At 44.6% G+C, this 23,733-nt stretch carries 22 protein-coding genes and 3 pseudogenes; 24 read left to right on the top strand and 1 reads right to left on the bottom strand.

Going from position 1 to position 23,733, the window contains the following annotated elements:
- Positions 1-65 precede the first annotated feature (65 nt).
- From CLOSYM_RS23305 to CLOSYM_RS00715, 13 genes and pseudogenes are all read left to right on the top strand, one after another.
- A pseudogene (locus tag CLOSYM_RS23305) lies at positions 66-344 on the top strand (VirB4-like conjugal transfer ATPase, CD1110 family); the annotation flags it as partial.
- Positions 325-1,134, top strand: coding sequence for a Mom family adenine methylcarbamoylation protein (locus tag CLOSYM_RS00660; protein WP_009296700.1), 810 nt, complete (start codon positions 325-327; stop codon positions 1,132-1,134). The pseudogene CLOSYM_RS23305 and the gene CLOSYM_RS00660, both read left to right, overlap by 20 nt.
- 37 nt (positions 1,135-1,171) lie before the next feature.
- Positions 1,172-3,142 carry a C40 family peptidase gene (locus CLOSYM_RS00665; RefSeq protein WP_021640557.1) on the top strand — a complete coding sequence of 657 codons (1,971 nt, stop codon included), beginning with the start codon at positions 1,172-1,174 and terminating at the stop codon, positions 3,140-3,142.
- 26 nt (positions 3,143-3,168) lie between these two features.
- The gene (locus CLOSYM_RS00670; RefSeq protein WP_009296703.1) at positions 3,169-3,438 is read left to right on the top strand and encodes a DUF4315 family protein; all 270 of its coding nucleotides are present in this window, start codon (positions 3,169-3,171) and stop codon (positions 3,436-3,438) included.
- A complete protein-coding gene (locus CLOSYM_RS00675; RefSeq protein WP_009296704.1) occupies positions 3,425-4,138 on the top strand; it encodes a DUF4366 domain-containing protein in 714 nt (237 codons plus the stop codon). The genes CLOSYM_RS00670 and CLOSYM_RS00675 overlap by 14 nt, the downstream gene beginning before the upstream one ends.
- On the top strand, positions 4,135-4,326 hold the full coding sequence (locus tag CLOSYM_RS00680; protein WP_009296705.1) for a hypothetical protein: 192 nt from the start codon (positions 4,135-4,137) through the stop codon (positions 4,324-4,326). The genes CLOSYM_RS00675 and CLOSYM_RS00680 overlap by 4 nt, the downstream gene beginning before the upstream one ends.
- On the top strand, positions 4,326-4,724 hold the full coding sequence (locus CLOSYM_RS00685; RefSeq protein WP_009296706.1) for a cysteine-rich VLP protein: 399 nt from the start codon (positions 4,326-4,328) through the stop codon (positions 4,722-4,724). The genes CLOSYM_RS00680 and CLOSYM_RS00685 overlap by 1 nt, the downstream gene beginning before the upstream one ends.
- Before the next feature lie 132 nt (positions 4,725-4,856).
- Positions 4,857-5,630, top strand: coding sequence for a defense against restriction DarA-related protein (locus CLOSYM_RS00690; protein WP_009296707.1), 774 nt, complete (start codon positions 4,857-4,859; stop codon positions 5,628-5,630).
- 11 nt (positions 5,631-5,641) lie between these two features.
- Complete coding sequence (locus tag CLOSYM_RS00695) at positions 5,642-5,827, top strand: DUF4316 domain-containing protein (RefSeq protein WP_009296708.1); 186 nt, start codon at positions 5,642-5,644, stop codon at positions 5,825-5,827.
- The gene (locus CLOSYM_RS00700) at positions 5,824-6,165 is read left to right on the top strand and encodes a plasmid mobilization protein (RefSeq protein ID WP_009296709.1); all 342 of its coding nucleotides are present in this window, start codon (positions 5,824-5,826) and stop codon (positions 6,163-6,165) included. The genes CLOSYM_RS00695 and CLOSYM_RS00700 overlap by 4 nt, the downstream gene beginning before the upstream one ends.
- A 205-nt stretch (positions 6,166-6,370) precedes the next feature.
- The gene (locus tag CLOSYM_RS00705; RefSeq protein WP_009296710.1) at positions 6,371-9,199 is read left to right on the top strand and encodes a TrlF family AAA-like ATPase; all 2,829 of its coding nucleotides are present in this window, start codon (positions 6,371-6,373) and stop codon (positions 9,197-9,199) included.
- Between the two features lie 157 nt (positions 9,200-9,356).
- Positions 9,357-9,647 carry a CD1845 family protein gene (locus tag CLOSYM_RS00710; RefSeq protein ID WP_009296711.1) on the top strand — a complete coding sequence of 97 codons (291 nt, stop codon included), beginning with the start codon at positions 9,357-9,359 and terminating at the stop codon, positions 9,645-9,647.
- 82 nt (positions 9,648-9,729) lie between these two features.
- Positions 9,730-11,145, top strand: coding sequence for a relaxase/mobilization nuclease domain-containing protein (locus CLOSYM_RS00715; protein ID WP_044902024.1), 1,416 nt, complete (start codon positions 9,730-9,732; stop codon positions 11,143-11,145).
- 170 nt (positions 11,146-11,315) lie between these two features.
- On the opposite strand, the gene CLOSYM_RS00720 is transcribed toward CLOSYM_RS00715, so the two are convergent.
- On the bottom strand, positions 11,316-11,675 hold the full coding sequence (locus CLOSYM_RS00720) for a helix-turn-helix transcriptional regulator (protein ID WP_021639913.1): 360 nt from the start codon (positions 11,673-11,675) through the stop codon (positions 11,316-11,318).
- A 178-nt stretch (positions 11,676-11,853) separates the two neighbouring features.
- On the opposite strand from CLOSYM_RS00720, the gene CLOSYM_RS00725 reads away from it, so the two are divergent.
- From CLOSYM_RS00725 to CLOSYM_RS00775, 11 genes and pseudogenes are all read left to right on the top strand, one after another.
- Positions 11,854-12,543, top strand: a complete 690-nt coding sequence (locus tag CLOSYM_RS00725; protein WP_021639912.1) for a response regulator transcription factor — start codon at positions 11,854-11,856, stop codon at positions 12,541-12,543.
- On the top strand, positions 12,540-13,799 hold the full coding sequence (locus CLOSYM_RS21910) for a sensor histidine kinase (protein ID WP_021639911.1): 1,260 nt from the start codon (positions 12,540-12,542) through the stop codon (positions 13,797-13,799). Before CLOSYM_RS00725 ends, CLOSYM_RS21910 begins: the two co-directional genes overlap by 4 nt.
- A 174-nt stretch (positions 13,800-13,973) precedes the next feature.
- Complete coding sequence (locus CLOSYM_RS00735) at positions 13,974-14,489, top strand: DedA family protein (RefSeq protein WP_021639910.1); 516 nt, start codon at positions 13,974-13,976, stop codon at positions 14,487-14,489.
- A gap of 4 nt (positions 14,490-14,493) precedes the next feature.
- A complete protein-coding gene (locus CLOSYM_RS00740) occupies positions 14,494-15,762 on the top strand; it encodes a glycosyltransferase (RefSeq protein ID WP_021639909.1) in 1,269 nt (422 codons plus the stop codon).
- 1 nt (position 15,763) lies between these two features.
- Positions 15,764-16,435 carry an ABC transporter ATP-binding protein gene (locus tag CLOSYM_RS00745; RefSeq protein ID WP_021639908.1) on the top strand — a complete coding sequence of 224 codons (672 nt, stop codon included), beginning with the start codon at positions 15,764-15,766 and terminating at the stop codon, positions 16,433-16,435.
- A complete protein-coding gene (locus tag CLOSYM_RS00750) occupies positions 16,432-18,840 on the top strand; it encodes an ABC transporter permease (protein WP_021640561.1) in 2,409 nt (802 codons plus the stop codon). Before CLOSYM_RS00745 ends, CLOSYM_RS00750 begins: the two co-directional genes overlap by 4 nt.
- 473 nt (positions 18,841-19,313) lie before the next feature.
- Positions 19,314-19,739 (top strand): sigma-70 family RNA polymerase sigma factor, encoded by a 426-nt coding sequence (locus tag CLOSYM_RS00755; protein WP_081338352.1) that lies wholly within the window; start codon positions 19,314-19,316, stop codon positions 19,737-19,739.
- A gap of 489 nt (positions 19,740-20,228) precedes the next feature.
- Entirely contained in the window at positions 20,229-20,432 is a 204-nt protein-coding gene (locus tag CLOSYM_RS00760) for a hypothetical protein (protein ID WP_021639903.1), read from the top strand.
- A gap of 355 nt (positions 20,433-20,787) precedes the next feature.
- Positions 20,788-21,897 (top strand): annotated as a pseudogene (locus CLOSYM_RS23940) (recombinase family protein); the annotation flags it as partial.
- Positions 21,898-22,623: 726 nt separating this feature from the next.
- A pseudogene (locus CLOSYM_RS23945) lies at positions 22,624-23,229 on the top strand (ABC transporter substrate-binding protein); the annotation flags it as partial.
- Positions 23,230-23,392: 163 nt separating this feature from the next.
- The gene (locus CLOSYM_RS00775; RefSeq protein WP_003500020.1) at positions 23,393-23,596 is read left to right on the top strand and encodes a DUF378 domain-containing protein; all 204 of its coding nucleotides are present in this window, start codon (positions 23,393-23,395) and stop codon (positions 23,594-23,596) included.
- Positions 23,597-23,733: the final 137 nt, after the last annotated feature.

The following is a 23,733-nucleotide window of genomic DNA, read 5'->3' on the forward strand; positions in this document are numbered from 1 at the left end:
GGTTCCGAGGGAGGGTGTAGGAAACCTGCCGCCAACGGCGGCAAGACGCCTTTACCCTACCCTACGATTTTCTGGCAAGCCCGGAAATTGAGAATATTTTTGAGAACTCGGATTTCCTCGTCCTGCTTGCACAGGCACAGGGCGACCGGCAGATCATCGCAAAACAGCTCGGTATCAGCCCGCACCAGCTTTCCTATGTGACCCACACCAATTCCGGTGAGGGCCTTTTGTTTTTCGGGAACGTCACAATCCCCTTCGTAGACCACTTCCCGCAGAATACGGAGCTCTATGCAATCATGACAACCCGCCCGGAGGATAAGAAGAATGAGCCAAAACAGGAATGACACCACTTCGGGCCAACGTGGCCCGAAGCTCACGGTACGGGAAATCCCCAAAGAGCAGGCCATCGGCTTTATCCGCCGCTACCATTATTCCAAAATCATGCCCCGGCTGAATAAGCACTATCTGGGCTTTTACACTGGAAACCGACTTGCGGGCGTGGTGGCGCTGGGCTGGGGAACCCAGCCGCTCCAAAGCATACGGAAGATGTTCCCCCGCCACAGGCTCCAATCCGGCGACTATCTGGAAATCGGGAAGATGTGTTTTCTCCCTGAAATGAACGGGAACCAGTGTTTTGGGAGCCGGGTGCTCTCCCAGCTTGTAAAATGGCTGAAAAATAATACAGACTGCCTGTTCCTCTACACGCTGGCGGACGGCATTATGGGGAAATGCGGCTATGTGTATCAGGCCGCGAACTTCCGGTACATCGGGAGCTTTCCCACCAGCGTCTACCGCTGTACGGCCACCGGGGAGAAAATCCACCCACGGAGCGCAAGGCTCTTACTGGAAGAAAACGCCGCCCTTGACGGGGTGGAAAGACGGTTCTGGTTGACCCATGGCTACTGTGAATACAAGGGGATTGAAAAAATCAACGGCCTCATGTTCCGTTATCTCTACCCGCTGAACAGGCAGGCAAAAAAAATCCTGAACGCCTACCCGGAGTACCGGGGGCTCCCAAACCCGAAGGATAAGGATTTGAAATTCACCATGCGAACCGCCCCGGGCGTATACGCCCCAATCCCGCCGCCGTTATTTAACCGTGATGTATGCCAATTCAACACACAGAAATGTTGAGCTGGCTTTTTTTGTTCCGGGAAAGGAGGAATGACCTATGGGAAAGGAACCAAAGAAAGTCAGGCCAAAACAGCCGCCGCCGGATACCTTCACCTCGGGCCAACATGGCCCGAAGCAGGAAACCAGCCCGCCGCCGGATTCCGCCCCTTCCGGCCGCCTGCGTTTTGAGGAAGGGGACACGCCGCCGCAGGACGGGGCCACCTCGGGCCAGCATGGCCCGAAGCCCTCCGGGAAGTTCCGGCAGGATACGGAGCGGGCCCGCCCCTCCGACCATATGCGGCGGGAGGAAAATGCGGACGGAGACGGAGGGCAGGAACCCCATGACAAAGAGGCCGGGCCTGACCGGGCCGGTAAGAAACGTACTGATGGTGAGAAATATGCCGATGGGGAGAAACGGGCTGACGGCAAGGAACGCTCTGACGGCAGGAAACCGGACAAGACGGAGAAGGCACAGGAAAAAGCGGATAAGGCCGGGCGGAAACTGGAATCGGCCCGGGAAAAGCTGGCCTCACAGAAGCCGCCCAAACAGCCGGGACTGGCAAAGAAGGCTGTCCGGGGTGTGCGGGCGGAGGTATGGTTTTACACCCACAACAAAATACACGAGATTGAGCATGAGAACGTAGGCGTGGAAGGAGCCCATAAATCCGAGCTTGTGGCAGAGGCAGGAACCCGTAAGCTCGCCCGGTTTGCCAGACGCCGCTACCGTGAGCACCCGGCCCGCCGGGTGGCGAAATGGGAACGAAAGGAGCTGGCGGCACGGGCCAATCTGGATTTTCAGAAGATGGCAAAGGAACACCCGGAGCTTGCCAGCAACCCGCTCTCCCGCATGGCACAGAAATGGAAACTGAAACGCCAGTATGCCAGACAGGCAAGACAGGCCGCAAAGCAGGGGGCACGGGCGGCGAAGAAAACAGCCGCCACAGCCGGAACCATTACGAAACGGGCGGTTCAGGCGGCGGCCCGCCACCCGGTATTTATCCTGATTATCGTGGTACTGTTCCTGCTGTTTTATATCCTGTCAGCGTTTTCCTCCCTTATCCCCATGCTGGGGAGCGGCCTTGCAAACGCCATATCCGGCACCTCCTACGCCTCCGCTGACAGCGACCTTTTAGGGACGGACGAGGACTATACCGCTCTGGAAAATGACCTGAAACAGAAGATTGCCAATATCGAGCACACCCACAGCGGCTATGACGAATACCGCTACAACGTAGATGAAATCGGCCACAACCCCTATGAGCTTGCCTCCTACCTGTCGGCCAAATACCACAGCTATACCCGGTCAGGGATACAGGGCGAACTTGGGGAGGTCTTTGAAGCACAGTACGAGCTGACGCTGACCGAGGAAGTGGAAATCCGCTACCGCACAGAAACCAGCACAGACGCGGACGGCAACGAGACGAGCGAGGAAGTCCCTTATGAATACTATATCCTCCATGTGACCTTAAAAAACCGCACTCTCCCCGCCGTGGTGAATACCCGGCTTACCATGGAGCAGAAGGAGATTTATTCCGTCATGCAGGAATTAAAGGGCAACAAGCCCCACCTGTGGGAAGGCATTTACACGGGAGGCGGCACAGGGACGGACCCCGGCTACCAGATACCCGGGGAGGCCCTGTCCGACCCGTCCTTCGCGGCCCTGATTGGGGAGGCGGAGAAATACTTGGGCTATCCCTATGTATGGGGCGGTTCCAGCCCGTCCACCTCCTTTGACTGCTCCGGCTTCGTCTGCTGGGTATTTTCCAACAGCGGCGTCCATAACCTGCCCCGCACCACGGCGCAGGGCATTTACAACCAGTGCGCCCGTGTCTCCCCCGCTGACGCAAAGCCCGGCGATATCATCTTTTTTACTGGCACCTATGACAGCGGCGTGCCAGTCTCCCACGTAGGAATTTATGTAGGCAACAATATGATGATCCACTGTGGGAACCCAATTCAATACGCCAGTATCAGCACGTCCTACTGGACGCAGCATTTCTACGCATTTGGCCGTTTATCAGGAAATTGACCGTCATAAACAGAAAGGAGATTCGCATGAACAGACTTGAAAAAATCGAGAAGGATTTGGAGAAAGCCCGGGAGAAGGCCGCCGAGTGCCAGGCCAAAGTCCGGGAACTGGAAAAACAGAAACAGGAGGAGGAAAACAGCCAGATCGTGCAGGCGGTGCGCTCCATGAAGCTGACCCCTGCCGAGCTCCTGGCTTTCCTAAACAACCCGAAGGACACCCCTGCCGCTTCGGGCCAGACTGGCCCGAAGTCCGCTGACGGAAAAGAAAAGGAGGACGAAGCCCATGAAGAAGCCTAACCTTCACCGATTGTCGGCGCTGGCCGCCTGCCTGCTGTGCGGTACTTATTTTACAATCCCCGCCTACGCCCAGAGCAGTGAACCGCAGGCCGAAACCACATCGGCTGAAACTATCCCAGTTGAAACCGTGACCCCGGAGGAACCGGCGGAGCCCAATCCCTTCACCCCGGACGGAACCGGAACCGTGGTGGATAAGGCCACCGACAAGGACGGGAAGGAATTTTACACCATCACCACCCCGGACGAGAATATCTTCTTTCTGGTGATTGATAACCAGAAGTCCAGCGAAAATGTCTATTTCCTGAACGCCGTCACGGAAACAGACCTCCTTCCCCTTGCGGAAAAAGACGGTGAAGGAACGGCTGTGGAGCCGGAAACCACACCCGCACCGAAAACGGAACCGGAAACGGAAACGCCCACGGAGGAACCAGAACAGCCGGAGCCAGCGCCCAAAGAGGATAAGGCAGACAACGGCCTGTTCTCCCTCCTTCTGGTTGCGGCGGTAGTCCTGATTGGCGGCGGGGCCGGATATTACTTCAAAATCTATAAGCCCAAACATCAGGCCCCGGACTTGGAGGACGATTATTGCGAGTATGAGGAAGAAGCCGAGGAACCGGAAGAATCCGAAGAAGATGATACCCCGCCGTGGAACGAAGAAGAACCGGAAGCAGGCGGGGAGGACAAGGAGGACAGGAAATGAATTTCACAGACAGCCCTTTTGAACAGATGATGAAGGAGGTTCCCCGTCCGGGCAGGGGCAGTTCCGGTCCCTGCGCCGGGTGCCGTTATGCTAAAGAGTGCAAAAACCAGAAAGGACGCTGCCGGAAGAAGTTCCGCGCCCTGCTTGTGGAGCCGCAGGCTTCGGGCCAACGTGGCCCGAAGTCCTGATGGCCCGGGAGCTGACCCGTGACGAGAGGAAGAAAATCCGGGGGCTTGTCACGGGCATGTGCGCCAACTATGACAGCGAAACCGGCCTGTGCCTCCCGCTGGACTGCCCCTGCTATATGCTGAATAAATGGTGGACAGGCGCTTACTGCCGCTACTTCCGTCGCTCCGTCCTGCCCCTCAATCCGGCATTGGAAACCACCTTATTGGAGAAAGGGCCCGCCCCCGGGCTCCGACCCTGCACGGTCTGCGGCAGGCTCTTTTTGCCAATGGGGCGGCAAGCCTACTGCTCCGAAGCCTGCAAGGCCGAGGGGAACCGCAAAAAGAGCCGGGAACGTATGCGGAAAATGAGAAGGAAAACGGAGGGCCCCTGTTACGTTTTGCCCTCCGGGAAAGCCTGATTTTGCAGGATTTCTAAGAGGCAGAACCGGGGCCGTGATAATCTGATACCTCTGTCCCCGGTTTTGCTGTTTATTTCGTAACATCATCAGACTTCGGGCCATGCTGGCCCGAGGTCGGAAAGGAGAATCTGCATGGAAGATTTAAAAGGGTATCAAATCCAGAAGGAGGCCGTCTTTGAGAATGGCCGGGGCTTCGCGCTGGCCCATAACCCGGAGGCGCAGTCCCCCTTTGTAATCTGGCATTTCACGGTTATGCCGGAAGGGGAACGCAATTATTATGGCTATACAGCCTGCCGTGGTATCCTGCCGCCGGAAAAAGAATTTGAGAGGTTCCTGTTCGCCTACGACTATGTTTACAAGGTTCCGCAACTGCCGGAGGGCAAAAGGCCGAGGGGAACGGATTATTACCGGTATTACACCCGCTATCCCCTTGACGCGAATGCCTTCCCAAAATCAAAGGAGCTGGGGCTGTTGGAGATTGCCCCTTACGATAACCGGACGATGGTGGAAGGCAATTCCATACGGACGTGGGGAGAACTGATTTATACTAAGCCGCTGCCGGAAAAGCTGGTGGCTGATTATGAGCTCAAACCCTCCCGCCTGAATCCTGACGTAAGAAGGAAAATGGAGGAGCAGACGCAGGCGCTTGGCAAATGGGAGGACAGCCGCCATTTCGGTGATAAGCGGCGGTTGACATGGTTCCATCCGGATTTTGGGACGTATATCCTGAAACAGCCCCTTTCCCCAGAACAGCTTTCCGAACGGATTGAGGCCATGGAGGAATTGGAGGCAGAGCGGAAAGAAAAACGGTCAATCACCGCCCAGCTCCGCAAAGAGACGAATCAGGAAAAGGAAAACAGGGAACCGCCCGCGAAAAAGGGCGGCCACTCCCACGAGGACAGATAGGAGGACGAACCATGCACGAAAAAGACAATTATTTAAAAAATGCAGAGCTTTCCACAGAGCAGAACTGCAACATGATTGACGGGATTCCCAATAATACGCCGCTCCCTCCGGCTCCCCCGGAACCGGACAGAAAGCCGCTGGATAAAGTAAAGGAGCCACCCTCCCGCAAACGGAGCCGGGAACGTGAGGACAGATGAAAGGCCGCAGGCGCGATATCCACCTTCATGTGATGGTGACGGCAGAGGAACTGGCAAGAATAAGAGAACGCATGGACGAGGCCGGTATCACCAACGCCGGGGCCTATGTGCGCAAGATGGCCTTAAACGGCTATATCCTCCATGTTGACCTCTCCCCCGTAAAGGAGCTGGTTTCCCTTCAGCGGCGGTGCGCCAACAATCTCAATCAGGTGGCCGTCCATGCCAACATGTACGGCGTATACCCGGAGGAAATCGCAGGGCTCCAGCGTGATTATGAAACGCTGTGGGGGCAGGTTTCCGATGTGCTGAAAGAGCTTTCCGAGCTGGTGGCAAAGTAACAGACGGGGCGGCGGCCATGGACTGACAGTTATGGCCTGCCGCCCTTTCTTTTTTTGAGCTTCGGGCCAATATGTCCCGAAGATATAGTCAAAATCACGTATATATGATAAAATACAAATATTATGTAGAATCGTGTTCGTTAAAATTGAGAACCAAATTATCAGAGATTGTTTGTATAAATATCGTATGCAGGAGGATACAAAAGTGAATAATTTAAGAGGCTCGGAATGGCATAAGTGGGATTTACATATTCATACAGCTTCATCATATGATAGTCCTTATCGGGGAGATGATGCTGATGAATTACTTTGTGCTACATTGCATGATAACAATATTAGTGCTGTAGCTATTACAGATCACTTTAAAATTGATGCTGATAGAATTTCCCATTTAAGGTCTTTGGCTCCCGATATCGTATTTTTTCCAGGAGTAGAACTAAGAACAGATAAGGGCGCAGACAATCTTCACCTAATAATTGTGTTCTCTAATGAAATAGATTTATCAACATTATCAATGGATTTTGAAGCAATTATGTTAAGGACTAATGCAAAATCAAATAGTTCACCAGAAACAATCTATTGGACATTTGAAGATATAGTAAGTTTTGCGAAATCACATGACGGACTTATTACAATTCATGCGGGAAAAAAGACAAATGGTATTGACAAGGAAATTTCTAATGCTCTTCCAGTAAAAGAGGCAATAAAGGCAGATATTGCAGAAAATATTGATTTCTTTGAAATCGGTAAGAAAACAGATATTAATGATTATTATAAATGGGTATTTAAGGAAGTAGAAGAAAAACCTTTAATTATGTGCTCGGATTGCCATGACCCGAGAAAATATACATCTAAAGAGAACTTATGGATTAAAGCTAATCTTACATTTGAAGGTTTAAAGCAATGCCGCTATCAACCTACGGAACGCGTTTATATTGGTAGTATTCCACCAGCATTAGATAGAGCGAACAAAAATGGAAAGTCTAATATACAACGAATTTCTGTCCATAAAAATGAGAATCCTAAAAATGTAGATATAGATTGGTTTGATTTTGAATTGCCACTAAATTCAGGTCTTGTAGCAATAATCGGAAACAAGGGAAGTGGTAAAAGTGCATTATCAGATATAATTGGCCATTTATGTAAATGTAATACTATGGAAAATGCTTCGTTTTTAAATGAAACCCGTTTTCGTAAACCACCGAAGAATTTTGCAGAAGATTACATTGCTACTATACAGTGGGGAGATTCTCACGTTGAATCTATATCTTTATCAGAAAGTAACTACAATACAACCATTGAAGATGCCCAATATCTCCCTCAAAAATATATTGAGGAAGTCTGTAATGATATAGGTAATGAATTCCAACGAGAAATTGATCGAGTGATTTTTTCTTACGTAGACCGTACTGAGCGTGGCACAGCAACCAATTTAGAAGAATTAGTTTTTAATAAGTCAAAAGCTATTTCTTTGTCCATGCAAAAATTAAACATTGAAATTAATGATATCAATGATACCTTGATTAAACTTGAAGAGAAGAAAACTACCCAATATAGGATACATATAAGTGACAGCCTAAAAAAATTAAAAGATACTTTAGAACGACATGAGAATACTAAACCACAAGAAATAAAAAAGCCCGAACCTAAGGAAGGTAAATCAGATTATCAAGATAAATTAAAAACTTTAAATAGTTCTATTGAGAGTTTAGAAACAAAAATTGAAGAGTATCGTAATAATTTAACGCAAATAAACATTGTAATAGATGAAGCAAACCAACTTATTGCCAAACTGGATTTATTAGAATCTAATGTAAAAGAAACAGAGTTATTATTGAAAGATTTTATAAAAAAGTATTCATTAGATGTTGACGAAAGCGGCATTACGTTGGTTACGCCTAAGGAAACTATACAACAGTATATTCTTAAATTAAGTAATGATAAGATTGTATTTCAAAAATCACTTAATGGTTCTGATACAGAAGATGGTCTTTTAGATAAACTCGAAAAAGAAAAAGAAAAGAAAAGTTCGCTTATATCCACAACGGATAGCGAAGAAAAGCAATATCAAAAATATTTATCTGATCTTGATGAGTGGGAAAAACAGCGCAAATTAATTATTGGCACCAAAACTACAGAAGATACATTAACATATTTTCAAAATGAAGCCGACTATATTGAAAACGAGTTAGATACAATTTATGAAGGCACAAAAAGTAGACGAGATGAAAAAATCAGAGAATTATATCTACAAAAAAGTAATCTTGTTTCAGTGTATCACGAAATATATGCGCCAGTAGAAATTGAAATTAAAAAGCTGTTAGGAGAATTAGAAGAAAGCATAGAATTTGCCGCAGAAATTCAACTGGAGCAAAGTGATTTTGCTGAAACCGCTTTATCCTTAATAAATCAAAAATATGCCGGCCTTTTTAAAGGAAAAAGTGAAGCATATAATAAAATGAATCAGTTGCTTAGAAGGACTGAATTTGATAACGTGGATAGTGTTATAGATTTTATTCACGATGTTCTGGTTGTAGTGGATGAAGATTTAGATAATTCAACAAAAAAAGTTCCTGATAAAAAAGCATTATATAATTTGTTATGTTGCTTGGATTATATCGGAGTTTCCTTTAAATTAAAAATGGGAGAAAGAGATTTGGAGGAATTATCTCCTGGCGAAAGGGGCATTGTCTTACTTGTCTTTTATCTGGCATTAAGTCAAAATAATATTCCAATAATAATTGACCAGCCAGAGGATAACTTAGATAACCAGTCTGTTTATAGTAAATTAGTTCCTTGTATATGTGAAGCTAAGAAAAAACGACAAGTTATTATAGTTTCTCACAATCCAAATATAGCAATAGCATGCGATGCAGAGCAAATTGTATATTGCCATATGGATAAAAATACACATACAATTACCTATGAAGCTGGTGCTATAGAAAATTCAATAGTAAAAGGTCATGTCGTTGATGTTTTGGAAGGTACTATGCCTGCATTTAATTTACGTCAAAGGAAATATACACAGAAATAAACGGATTTTTAGGGAGAGCTACTTATGCTCTCTCTTTTCTATTCTTCGGGCCACACTGGCCCGAAGTCCCGGGACAGGATTCGCTAATCATTCGCAACATTCCTGTCCCGGGGCCGCCATGGTAAAATATAGGTAGAAAGAATAAAAGGCGTTATAAATGAGATTACTGCTAAAGCTGTTTGCCGTTCCCGTCATGCTGGCGCTGACAATCCTTGCGGCCATGTTGATGTTCCTGTTTGATATCTGTTCGTATCTCCTGACAGTGGCTTCTGTCATAACAGCACTTTTGGGTATCGGGCTTTTCTTTACACCCACTCCGCACGGCGGGTTCATCTTCCTGTTTCTGGCCTTCCTGCTTTCCCCTTATGGATTGCAGGCGGTTGCCGGACTTCTGATTGAGGCGGTGGACGGGCTGGGCAGTTCCCTCCGCCAGTTCCTCGTAAGCTGATACTGCTTCGGGCCACACTGGCCCGAGGCCAATGACGGCGGCTCGCAAGGGCCGCTGTTCTGTTTGGGAAGGAGGGATTCATCTGGCTACCACCACTCTTTTGAAGCGTCACGCCAATGAGGGAGAAACCATAGCCGAGGCAATCCGTGACTGTCTCGACTATGGGAAAAATCCTGAAAAGACGGAGAACGGAAAATACGTTTCCTCATACGAGTGTGACCTGGCTACGGTGGCCGCCGAGTTCCTTTTGGCAAAGGCCAGCTATAAGGCTATCACAGGCCGGGAGCAGAAAAAGGAGGACGATATCCTGTGCTATCAGATACGCCAGTCCTTCCTCCCCGGGGAGATTACGCCAAAGGAGGCAAACCGTATCGGGTATGAGTTGGCTATGCGCTGGACAAAAGGCCGCCATGCCTTTATCGTCACCACCCATACGGACAAGAAACACATTCACTGTCACATTTATTACAATTCAACGACCCTCGACTGCACCCGGAAATTCCGTAATTTCTGGGGCTCGTCATTCGCCCTGCGCAGGCTCTCCGACCGGTTGTGCCTGGAAAATGGGCTGTCCATTGTGGAGAATCCAAAGCCCCGGAGCAAAGGAGATTATAAGAACTACGGCGAATGGCTCCAAAACAGGGAGAGGCCGCTTAACTTTCAGGATAAACTGCGGCTGGCAATCGACACGGCACTGGCAAAGCGCCCCGGCGATCTGGCGGCCTTCCTCTCCCTCATGGAACAGGCTGGTTATGAAATCAAGAAGGTCAGAGGCGGCGGCCTGTCTTTCCGGCTGGCCGGACAGGGGCAGGAACGGTTTACCCGTCTGCGGGCCTCCACGCTGGGGGAAGGGTATGACTTAAAAGACATACTGGCTGTCATAGACGGGAGCCGAAAACGCTCCGGCCAAAGCCCCCGCAAGGTCAATCTGCTGGTGGATATTCAGGCAAAGCTGGCCGAGGGGAAAGGGCCGGGATATGAGCGCTGGGCTAAAGTATTCAACTTAAAACAGATGGCCGCCGCACTCGCCTATTTGCAGGATAACGGCCTGACGGAATACGGGGAATTGGAGAAAAAGGCCGCCGAGACAACAGACTGTTTCCACGTCCTCTCTGACCAGATAAAGCGGACAGAGAACGCCATGAATACCAACCGGGAACTGAAAGCGGCCACGGTACAGTATGCCCGCACACGGCCTGTCTTTGAGAAATACAAAGCGGCAAAATACAGCCGGAAATTCCTTGCGGAGCATGAGGCGGACATTGAGCTTTACCGGGCGGCACAGGCTGACTTGAAGCGTCTGCTTGACGGGGCGAAGCTCCCGAAGATGGACGTACTAAAAGAAGAAGGACGGAGGCTGGCGGAGCAGAAACGGAAGCTCTATGCGGAGTATCAGAGAATACGGCGGGATATGCAGGAAGTCAACACGGCGAAAGCAAACATTGATTATCTGCTGGGCTATGCCGGGCAGGATAAAAAGAAAGAACAGGAGCGATAGAGACGGTGAAAATAAGGAGCAAAGCGACGCAGCCACTTCGGGCCAGTATGGCCCGAAGTTCCGGGTTTGGGGCGGGCCCCAACAAGCCTCCTCCGTGCCATCTGTGGCCACGGAGGAATTGCTTGCCATTTAGTGACACCCCGAAAAATGACACAAAAAAACAGAGGCTCTTACTCCTGAACCTCCGTTTCCCTTGCTTTTTTCAGCCCTTCGGCTGTGGCCTCCATGACAACAAGCTCCTTCTCATTCATCGCATTGAGCATAACATCAATGTGCTTACGGCAACTTTCCCCGCTCCGCTGATTTTCCTTGTAGAAAAACTGGTCTACGGAAATATCAAACATGGTAACGAGCTTGAAGAACAGATTAAAACTGGGGTGTTGCCCCTTGTTCTCAATATTCATAATTGTGCGGTCAGTTTTTCCAACTAATTCCGCAACATAGGCTTGCGTCCAGCCCCGTTCCTCACGGGCCTTTTTGAGAGCCAGCCCTAAGCCATGAAAGTCAAACTTTCTCTCGTCTTGGTACATAATTTATCACCCTATGTCATTGTACATTTCAGGTGATAGTATTGGAATGTAATAGAATTTTATGCAGAGTAGTATTTTATTTCATATTATTATAATGTTGCCATGAAAAAGATGTTCATATATAATGTATGTGGTTTAATGTAATAAAGTTTAACACAATATACATAAGGAGTTGCCTATGCAAAACATATTACTTATTGAAGATGAAGAAAATCTCAATCGTGGAATTAGCCTAAAATTAAAAAAAGAAGGCTATACGGTTTTCTCTGCCTCCACTGTAACCGAAGGTTTATATATATTTCACAATAATAAAATTGATCTTGTCATTTGCGATATTGGCTTACCTGACGGAACTGGCCTAGACGTCTGCAACACTCTCCGCAAAAAAAGTGATGTACTTTTTCTATTCCTAACCGCCTTAGATACAGAGGTGGATATGATAACCGGCTACGAAATGGGGGCTGATGATTATATAACAAAACCATTCAGTATGAGTGTGCTTATCTCAAAAATCAACGCCATATTAAAACGTAACGCTAGGTCACTTGATACGGTAATTCATTCAGGAGAACTCACCTTCTTTTTAGACGAAAAGCGTGTTACAAAAGGTGATACTCCCCTCTCCATCACACCAACGGATTGGAAGTTATTGACGGTCTTTATTGAAAATCCACGACGTATTCTTTCCCGCAACCAACTACTTGAACACTTATGGGATATTAATTCAGACTATGTAGATGAAAATGCTGTTGCTGTTAATATCCGGCGGCTTAGGGAAAAAATCGAAACAGACCCCTCCAATCCTGTTTATATTAAAAATGTGCGCGGATTAGGATATGTCTGGGAAATGGAGTGTGACACCAAATGATAGTCAAAAAAGAGGTTTCACTTTTGTTCAAGCTAATTCTGATTTTCTTGTTTGTTATTTTTGCCGCTGAAATTATTGTACTGCCCAAAATAGAACATGATATGTTAAAAGAGGCAGGCAGGCAAGAACTGGTAACAGTACAACAAATCTGTGGGGCTGTGCTTGAAAACAACCCAGAGCTTGAACAAAATTTTATTTTGGGGCTTCGCAAGCCAACAAAACATTGGCAAGAAACCGGAGAAAAAATTTTGAATCAATATGGCTATGACGAGAATCATTTACTATCGGATAACACACTTTACGCCTCTTACCTGATTGCATGGAAAAACTGGACAGCCTTTTTTCTGATTACCGCAATCCTGTTTCTGTTTGCCTTGCTTTTATATATTTATATTAATATCCGCGGTTATAACCTGAAATTATCGCAGATATTAGAACAGTATTTATCAGAAGATTTCTCTTTTGCATTTAGTACGGAACCGATTCGCAAAGGTCGAATTGATTTTATGATAAATCAGGTAGGCGACCGCCTAAAACAGTTAGGACACCAAATTAAAACAAAAAATACGAAAATCATTCAAGAAAAAGAAAGCACAAAAGCACTTGTCACAGATATATCTCACCAACTAAAAACACCGATGGCGGCGTTAAAAACATGTTTTTATATGTATCTTGATGCTGGGAACACTGATGAGAAAGCCGAATTTTTACAAAGAAGCCAGACACAATTAGTAAAGCTGGAGCAGTTGATTTCCAGCTTGATGAACATATCACGTTTGGAGACTGCCATGATCTCCCTGTCCGTACAGCCTGTATTTCTAAATGATTTACTTGTAACTGCGGTTAATGGAATTTATGAAAAAGCCAGAAAGAAAAATATTGAAATTGCCTTGCAAGAAATTGAAAATATCTCCTTACAATTAGATGAGCATTGGACGAGCGAAGCGATTATCAATGTCTTAGACAATGCAGTGAAATACAGCCCCGAATACAGCCATATTAACATTTCCGTGCAGAAACAACATTTTTATACCCGCATTGAAATTACAGACGAGGGTATCGGTATACAAGAAAGCGAGTATAATAAAATTTTTCTGCGCTTTTATCGTTCCAACGAGCCAGCCATAAAAAAGATAGAAGGAAGTGGTGTCGGTCTGTATTTGACCCGTATGATTCTGGAACGTCAGGGAGGAACAATCAGTGTTAAATCAGCTCCGGGAAAAGGCAGCACCTTTATTCTGCAATTTAAAAATTGATTGATAAAAGGCCGGAGAATCCGGTCTTTTGTTATACATAAGTAAGCTGTGCTATCTTCGGGACAGGTTGGCCCGAAGTATCCCTTCTGTTATACAACGGTAAGCTATCCTGTAAGGTTCCTGTAAGTATTCTTTGATAAAGTAAATTAGGGAAGGGTACGAAGGAGGTGAAACATGGATACAACGTTAATTACTAACTATTTTGAACTCTATGGTGGTTTGGCAATCTTTGTTATTGTCCTGTTGGAATATTTGAATCTTCCTGGATTTCCAGCCGGGATTATCATGCCGCTGGCTGGTGTCTATGCCGCAAAAGGAGGACTTAGCCTCTTGTCAGCAATTACTATTTCTGTTGCCGCCGGAGAACTTGGAAGCTGGATATTATATTTTTTAGGCGCATATGGTGGAAATGCCTTCTTAAAAAGGTATCTGAATAAATTCCCGAAGCATGAACCTGCCATAAACCGCACATTTGAGTTAATCCGGCGCAAAGGTTATTATGGTATTTTTTTCAGCAAACTGATTCCGATGATCAGGACTGTAATTTCTATCCCAGCCGGAATTATGAAGATGGATTTTACAAGGTATTCTATTGCTTCGTTTTTCGGCGTAACTGTTTGGAATACGGTGTTTGTCGGAGCCGGGTACATAATTGGAGAACCTATATTGAATTTAATTGCGGGGAGGTGAGGGAATGAGGATTGCTATGATGACAAATAATTATAAACCGTTTGTCGGTGGAGTACCTATCTCTATTGAGCGTCTTGCAGATAGTTTACGGGCTTTAGGAAATACTGTTTATATTTTTGCTCCAGATTATAAATCCAATGTTCCAGATGATGAATATACGTTTCGGTTTCCGACAACACAAAAAAGAATTGCAGGTGCGGTTCCTGTTCCCAGTCTTATGTACCATCATGTTAAGGGAATCATTTCAACACTGGCTATTGATTTAATTCATGTTCATCACCCTGTTATGATTGGAAATGTAGCAACTCGTCTGGGAAAGGAATTACATATTCCGGTCGTGTTTACTTATCACACAAGATATGAGCAATATCTGCATTATTTAAAACCTCTGGGATATTTGCAAAATAAGGCTAATGAGGGCTCTGTCTTTGGAAAATTAATTATCGGCTTTGTCCAGGAGCAAATTGTACAACGCTATCTCAATTATTTTATTAAGAAATGCGATATGGTTTTTGCGCCAACAGAATCTATTCAAAAGCGCCTAAAACAGTATGACTTTTATACGCCCGTAAATATCGCACCAACGGGCTTGCCAGAAAATAGTTTTGAAGCCCACTCTGGGGCTACAGAGATTCGACAGCGCTATTTACAAGGCAAAAAGTATCTTTTCTGCACTGTTTCCAGATTGGCAAAAGAAAAAAATCTTTCCTTCATGCTTCAAGGTATTGCAAAAGCAAAAAAACAGTCAGGAGATATTTTCAATGTAATTGTCATAGGTGATGGACAGGATAAGAACTATTTACTAAACCAGTCTGCCAACTTGGGAATTGATAAAAACGTATTTTTTATTGGTGAAATACCCAATCAGATGATTCCAGACTATCATCAGGCTTGTGATTTGTTTCTATTTTCTTCAAAATCTGAAACACAGGGGATTGTACTATTAGAAGCCATGGCCGCTTATCTGCCTGTTATCGCAATAAACGCAACCGGTGTTGCTGATGTTGTGGAAAATGGACAAAATGGAATACTCTCCACTGATTCGACAGAAGAATGGGCGAAAAACTTAGTCTTTATTATGAAAAACCGGAATGTTCTTACAGGAATGAGAATAGGAGCCAGAAGAACAGCCCAGCGTTACAGTGAGAAAATAATTGCGGCTCGTATTTTAAGTCATTATCAATATCTACAAAAAAACTATCAGGCAGAACAATGGCTTTATTATCATTTAGGCAGAAACTATCAAACCATATTATTAAAGGAGAATTATTAAGATGGATATTATTCTTGAAACAAAAGACCTTATAAAAACATATGTCACTGGAATCAATACTTTTAATGCGGTGAATCATACTTCAATCCGCATTGAACGGGGAGACTTTGTTACGATTGTAGGTAAATCCGGTTCCGGCAAAAGTACACTGCTTCATTTAATTGGAGGTTTAGATTCTCCCACTTCAGGAGAAATCTGGATTGACAATGAATGTATCACAAAAATGTCTGAAGAAGATTTATCTGCATTCCGCAGGCGAAAAATTGGTTTTATCTTTCAGGCGTTTAATCTGGTTCCCTCGTTAAATGTTTGGGAGAATATAATCCTGCCTATCGGTCTTGATGATAAGAAGCCAGATATGCCCTATCTGAAAGAGATTATCGAAATGCTGGGACTGACTGATAAACTCACCAATCTTCCTAATACATTATCAGGAGGACAGCAACAACGTGTTGCTATTGCAAGAGCGCTTGCAACAAAACCCGCTATCATTTTAGCAGACGAGCCGACAGGAAACCTCGATTCTAAAACCAGTGATGAAGTAATGACACTTTTAAAAACCTCTGCTTTCAAATATGAGCAGACACTTATTGTAATCACGCATAATGAAGATATTGCACAGATGGGAAAACGTAACCTGATAATTACAGATGGCAAGGTGGTGGAAGAATGAAAACAGTTTATCATTTAGCATTCAGCCGTTTAAAGTACAATAAGGGACGATCTTTTCTCACTGCTATTGCTATTGCTTTAATGACAACGCTCCTAATGGCTATCGGCAGTTCTGCTTTTACCTTTATCCGCTATCAGCAGATAGAAACCGAACAAAATGCTGGGAATTACCATGTCATTTTGAAAGGAGTTACACCAGAACAGATTTTTAAATTGGAAAATCATACTGATGTAGAATCTGTTTTGACAAGGGAAAGTATTGCCTCCATAGAAATTTCAAAACTTAGCGCATTTTTAAATTATGAGGTATTAAGAAAAGGAAGTATTAAACAAACAGAATTAAAAGAAGGTAATATGCCATCAGAGGCAAACGAAATTGCCGGGCCTCCTGCTCTGTTTGAGCGATTGGGAGTAGCACCGCAAATTGGGCAAGAGATACAGCTACCCTTACGGATTCAAGGGGGCGCTATACAAAATTTTGAATTTGTGATTAGTGGAATCTTGGAACAGCAAGATATATCTAATCTCAATGTAAATGAAACACGGCTTGTCTACGGCGCATATATTTCAGAAAAATTCGTTGAACAGAATGTTATGCCGGAAAAACGTGTCTATAATGCTTATCTCCGCATTATGAATGAAAAAGAGTATGCCAAAGATGAAATCGAGGAAATGTGTATAGAAATAGCTGAGGATGTAGGGTTGAGTAAAGCGGACGTTTCCTACAACGACCAATACCTTACTTATATGACTAATCCCAGTATAGAAGCGCAGAAGGTAATGGTTGGATTTGGACTTTTGGTGATTATCCTTGGCGGCATGGTAATTTACAGTATTTATTATGTTTCCGTCATATCTAACATTCAGGAGATGGGCAAGTTAAAAGCACTTGGAGCAACAAAGAAGCAAATACGGCGGCTACTTTCAACAGAAAGCATGACACTTTCTATTATTGGTATTCCGTTAGGGATTCTGTTAGGCTACCTCATAACAGCGGCCATGTTTACGTTGATTATATTTACAGGCGAAAGTGAGGTCGATACATTTTGGTATCCTGCTGTAGTTCTTGCAGTCATAGCCGCCGTTCTGCTCACGATATTAGTTTCTATCCGAAAACCAATGAAAATGGCGTCGGCAATATCACCAGTTGAAGCCATGCGATATCAAGAGCCGCAGGGGAAGAAAAAGCAGAAAAAATCTTTTAAAACTCTCTCTATCTCAAAATTAAGTTATGCAAATTTACAGAGAAACAAACGCAGAACCATAGTGACGCTATTGGCACTTGGTTTCTCTGGAATTTTATTTATGGTGACTGCCAATGTCGCAAACAATCTGAAAGCAGAAAACTATGCAAGAATGCTTATGCCAAAAGGTGACTTTGAAATAAGCCTTAATTATGCGTTGAACGATCAGGAATACCCGGAAAATAATCTGAATTTCCTCCAACAACAAAATTTTTTTGGAGATAGCTTAAAAAATCTAATAATGTCTATTAATGGGGTGGAACGTATAGAAGAAAACCATACTGTATTAGCAGAACCGGAAAATGTAAAATTAGAAGAACAGCGGGTTGAGTTGAAGGGAATCTCTGAAGGTGATTTAGATTCTTTGAAAGGCACATTAAAACGTGGTTCTCTGGACTATAACCAACTTATACAATCTAACGGAATTATTTTCACTTGGGATATTTTATTTGAAGAATATGGATTTCATATTGGGGATACGATAGAATTAACACTCTATGATGGTAATAGGAAAATCCCTTTTACTGGTACTTTATTAGCCAGTACAAACAGTAGTGAAGAAACGTTCTTAATTGCTGATGACATACTGGAAAGCCTGATTACTGATGTAAATCCTACAACAGCATTATACATTACTGTTCGTCCAGAAAAATTTGATAGCATAAAAACACAACTGAACTCACTGCAACAGAATAATTCCCATTTTTCATTCAAAGCATATGATGAAGAAATGGGTATAGCTGAACATGTAATTCGTTCTATCCAGTTTACTATCTATGGACTATTGGCTGTGATTGGTATTATTGGATATATCAGCCTTGTTAATACTATGATCACAAGCATTTTGGTCCGAAAAAAAGAATTGGGAATTTTACAGGCTATTGGCTTATCAGACAAACAGCTCCGGCAAATGATACACCGAGAAGGAATGTTTTTCACATTTGGTACACTATTATTAGCTCTTGTATGTGGCAACGGATTAGGTTACATATTGGTACGCTTTATAAAAAACACGAAAATATTGATGATAAACAAATATGAGTACCCATTTATTCCAACGGTTCTTTTAATTGTTGCAATCTTTCTGGGACAGATAGCTATTACATTTTTTACGAACCGATATATCCACAAACAATCATTAGTTGAAAGAATGCGAGATTAAAACGAAAAACTGATTATCATTCCATCTGCCCGGCGGCAGAAAAGAAAAAAACCGTCGCTGGGTAGCACTTTTCCATACCTATATTGTATATCGCAACGGCGGTTTTGATTTTTCAAAGCCGCCGTTTCTTTATGCCTCAATGGGGAGGAATGACGACTAATTCTGGCAATAATGGCGGCTTATGGAGGTAGCCGCCATGACACAAAATAAGCGCCGACAAATTACGACAGAAATCTTCCTGTTAAAAAAAGTCCGTATCCTACGCAGGGACAGTCTGGTAGCTTATATGAAATTCTTTATGCCATAACCGATAATGCAATTTCATGCGCCTGTATAGCTTTTTGCTGTGCAGGCGTTTTTGCGTTCTTATGGACAAACCTCGGGCCAACATGGCCCGAAGCACAGCCCCGGTGCCGATCTCCACCGCCTCTATTTCGGTTGCTCATTCACCCAACACCGAAATGGAGGAAATTATGACTACTATAAATCTCCGGGACTATTACCCGTTTTATACCCACGACTATTTCATTGACGTACCTGACGAAGTGGTGGAACTGTTCAAAGAATTTGACCGAAAAGAGGCGGCCTATCGTCTGCGTACATACCGCCATAAAGCCTACTACTCTCTTGACCGGAATGACGGCATTGAGCATGAGGCGCTTTTTGTTTCCCTCTCTCCCCATGAACTGTATGAGCGCAAGATTTCCATGCAGGAGCTTCATGCCGCCATATCCAGTCTGCCGGACAAACAGGCGAAACGTGTCTATGCCCATTTCATTCTTGGCATGAGCCAGACAGATATTGCCAAAGCCGAAGGTGTCAGCAAAATGGCGGTAAGCTATTCCATTGAACGCGCTTTAAAGTCCATGGAAAAATATTTAAAAAATTCTTTGGATTGACTTTACAGAGAAGCGATTTTTGAAATGGTTTATGAGAGGCAAACAGACTCGGGCCAACGTGGCCCGAAGAAAAATACGCCTTGACTGCAATTTGAAAGCTGAATAAAAAGATACCCGGATACGAAGGGTTGATGTGTCCAGTGACAGGCCCGCCATGACCTCCATTGTCAGAGAATGGGGAGAGCGAAAAGGCTCATGCCGCAGGCAGGCCGTGGCTGGTCTGCCGGATAAAACACAAAGACCTTGTTACTTGCGTTTAGTCACCGTCCGAGCGTGAAGCGGCCTTGCAAGCCGTGAGCCGTCGCAGGCCATGAGAACGCCTTGCCATCAGAATGGGGAGAGTTGAGATACTATGGGGTGGACATGCCTACACCCGTCCGGGAATCTGATAAGTAACATCATATCATGGGGAGCCACCCGGCCTTACTGTCTTGTGACAGGCCAAATCTTCCGGTGCGGCTTCCCTGTTTTTCAAGAAGGAGTTTTTCAATGGGTAGAACATTTGAGGAAATTCAGGCTATGGCGGCAGACCCATGGAGTAATGACGCCTGCCGTGGCTACGTCATTTGGGCCATGGAGAACTGCGGATTTAAGCCGCCAGAAATAAAACAGGTTGTAGCCGAGTTATACACCGTATTTGACTTTAAGACCATTGAAGAAGCGGCCAGTCATTATTATGAAAGTTCTTTTTAACTTCGGGACAACCTGACCCGGAGTTTTAATTTTGCCCATTTTAAATTTCATCTATAGGATAAGCCTCAAACCGCATATGATGTAGCAAGCATACATAGAGGTGATTGTTATAAAAAGAGGAAAAGAAATCTGTTACTTACTTCAAAAAGCTGACACTGACAGTAATGAAATTGCTGAAAAAAAAGAACATCTGATAAAGCAGGGGTATCTTGTTGTCACCATTATCGAGGGTGCGGAACACATGGAGAAAGGTTTGCGGGAGGTTGTGAAGAACCATTTCCACTAATCATTCGCAACATTGTGTTATTCCCCCTATATAGTACAATATAGGTATAACGATAAGGAGGACGATATTATGATTTCAAAATTAACAGATACCCCTGAAATTATAGATGGCTATGTTCGGCTTTCCAGAGACGATAATAAGCGGAACTACTCGTCTATTGAAAACCAAAAAAAGATTATCCAACAATATGCAGAAGAAAATAACATGATAATCCGCCACATTTATGAAGATGACGGAATTTCCGGTTATTCATTCAACCGGCCCGATTTTCAAAAAATGATGGCTAGTCTTGATACCATTAACATCATTGTTGCTAAAGACTTATCCCGAATTGGCAGACACAATGCAAAGGTACTACTCTTTCTTGAAGAAATGGAGGAAATGGGAAAACGTGTTATCCTGATTGACGATAACTACGATTCTTTTTACTCTGATGATGATATAATCGGTATCAAAACATGGGATAATGAACGTCATGTAAAAAATACAAGCCGGAAGGTAAAGCGAATCAAGCGCATGGAGCAGGAAAGCGGAACGCTTGTCAGCCAGACACCATTTGGCTATACCAGACACCCTCTCAATAAACAGATGATTTTGATTGATGAAGAAGCCGCCGCTATTCTTAATCTGGAAAAGGAAATTTATCTGGACGGCAACGGAATACGAAAAACGGCTGAAATACTTTCAGAACGTGGTGTTCCCACTCCCAGTATGATAGATAAAGAACGTCATGAATCGTTAGGGCTTGTTTATAATAAGCAGGTAGCCTATCAGTGGAGTTACGGAATGGTAAAGGACACATTATTCAACGACTATAACAATGGTGTCCTTAGAACACACAAACGGGAACGTGTTACAATAAACGGTAAAGATAAAAAAGTTCCTAAAGAAAATCAATATATTTTTCCGAATCATCACCCCAAAATTTTTGATGATGATACCATGAAGCTGTTAAATGAAGTCAAGGACAGCCGCCATCATAGCAAATATAGAGGACAGAGAGCCCATGTAAACCTTTTTTCCGGCTGTCTGTACTGTAAAGACTGTGGCTGGAAACTAACGGCAATTAACCGCCCTAACCGTGGGAAATATTACGTGTGCGGCACTTACAATAAAAAGGGAAAGCAGTTTTGTCAACATGCCCACCTTGTGACAGAAGAAACCCTGATGGACGCTCTTGTTAAATATCTGGTTCTCTGCCGCGACAGTCTTGCAGATATTATCCAGAATTTTGACTTGTCAAAGCTAAAGGTAGAAACCTTCACTCCCACTGACAGCAAACAGCGTTTAGAGGCCGAACTTGAAAAAGTCAAAGAAGAACTAAAGGTTCTCATAACGCAAAAGGTAAGGGAGATTACCGCCAATCCTTCCATGAATGAGATTATCACTGAAACTTATACGGCCCTTCAAAGTGATAAAATGGAGCGTATTTCCGCTATTGAAAAAACGTTGCAGGATTTAACAAAGGAGCCTCATATCCCCTCCACCACAATCAAGCCCAGCTTACAGACGGCGCTGGACATTCTGAACGAGGTTCTTGAAAAGAAAGAACTAAGCAGAAAAGATATTGAGGTTCTGGTTGAGAAAATCATAGTGGATAAGGACGGCAACGTAGATATTTACCTGAAACACGGCCTTGGCAACCTTGCCGCCTATGATTTCAGGGCAGACAAAGAAAACCTGAAACTGACTATGCTGATTGAATCTATCCGGCTTCTGGAAAAGGACGAAACAGGCTTTACCTCGGTAAAATTCCTTGCCGACAGCCTGAAAGAGATGGGCTATCCCATGCACAAAAAGAAGTTTGTGACTTACATGGAGCACTTACTTGACTTAGGGCTGGTTGAGAAAACAGGAATCTACCATTATCCCTATAGAATCGTGGCTTCTCGACAGCAACTGCGTGATGTGGAAAAAATGTTCATCGTGGTAGGGCAGACTGGCGGTATGCCGGAAATGATCTTCGAATACATCTTAAAAAAGAACGGCATTGACCCGAAAACCGATCTGACCATCGACCAGAGCATCAATTTCGGCTTAACCGCAGCCGCATTCACCAGCAACGACGCTGATTACACTGTGGAATTTGAACCATTTGCCACAGGGCTTGAAAAAGAAGGCAGCGGAACGGTAGTGGCCTCTCTGGGCGTTGATTCCGGATATGTTCCCTATACTGCCTACAGTGCAAAAAAGAGCTATCTGGAAAAAAATCCTGAAATAATCCAGAAATTCACCAATGCCATCCAGCGCGGACTTGAGTACGTGAACACACATTCCGCAGAGGAAATTGCAGAGACAATAAAACCGCAGTTTAAGGAAACCGACACTGCCACGATTGCAACGATTATAGAACGCTACAAGGAGCAGGACACTTGGAAAAACGATACGGTTTTCGAGAAGGAAAGCTTCGAACTTCTGGAAAACATCCTGGAAGAAGCAGGAGAACTGAAAGAGCGCGTTCCTTATGAGGATCTTGTTACAACCGCCTTCTCAGAGAAAGCGGCAAAATAAACCGTAAAAAATCTGCTCTCCCTTTTCCATAATGATTCCAATATCTTCCAGATGTCGGAATCATTCCTGTCCTGATAATTTTCCGGCGTCCGTATATTTTTTCTCGTTCGGGAGAATACTAAGCAAAACGGAAAAATCCGTATACAGGAAAGGATGGTAGAATATGCAGAAAACTATAAATGTAATCGCTCTCACCATAGCTATTATCGGTGCGATCAACTGGGGGCTTATCGGGTTCTTTAACTTTAACCTCGTTTCCTATCTCTTTGGTTCCGCTTCCATGCTGTCCAAAGTTATCTATGCTCTGGTAGGAATCTGCGGTTTATATCTTATCGGCTTCTACGGCCCTGTGACACAGGAGAAATAACAATGACCTGCACGCTCCGCGCACAGGCCACCGCCTTTAATGAAAAACCACCCGGCAAAACCTGCGCCGTGCAGGGCTGCCGTGAAACAGACAGCTTCAAAAACAGGGGAGGCTGTGACCGGTACCGGTCACAGCCT

Origin of the sequence: [Clostridium] symbiosum ATCC 14940, assembly GCF_000466485.1 — a bacterium.
GTDB lineage: Bacteria > Bacillota > Clostridia > Lachnospirales > Lachnospiraceae > Otoolea > Otoolea symbiosa.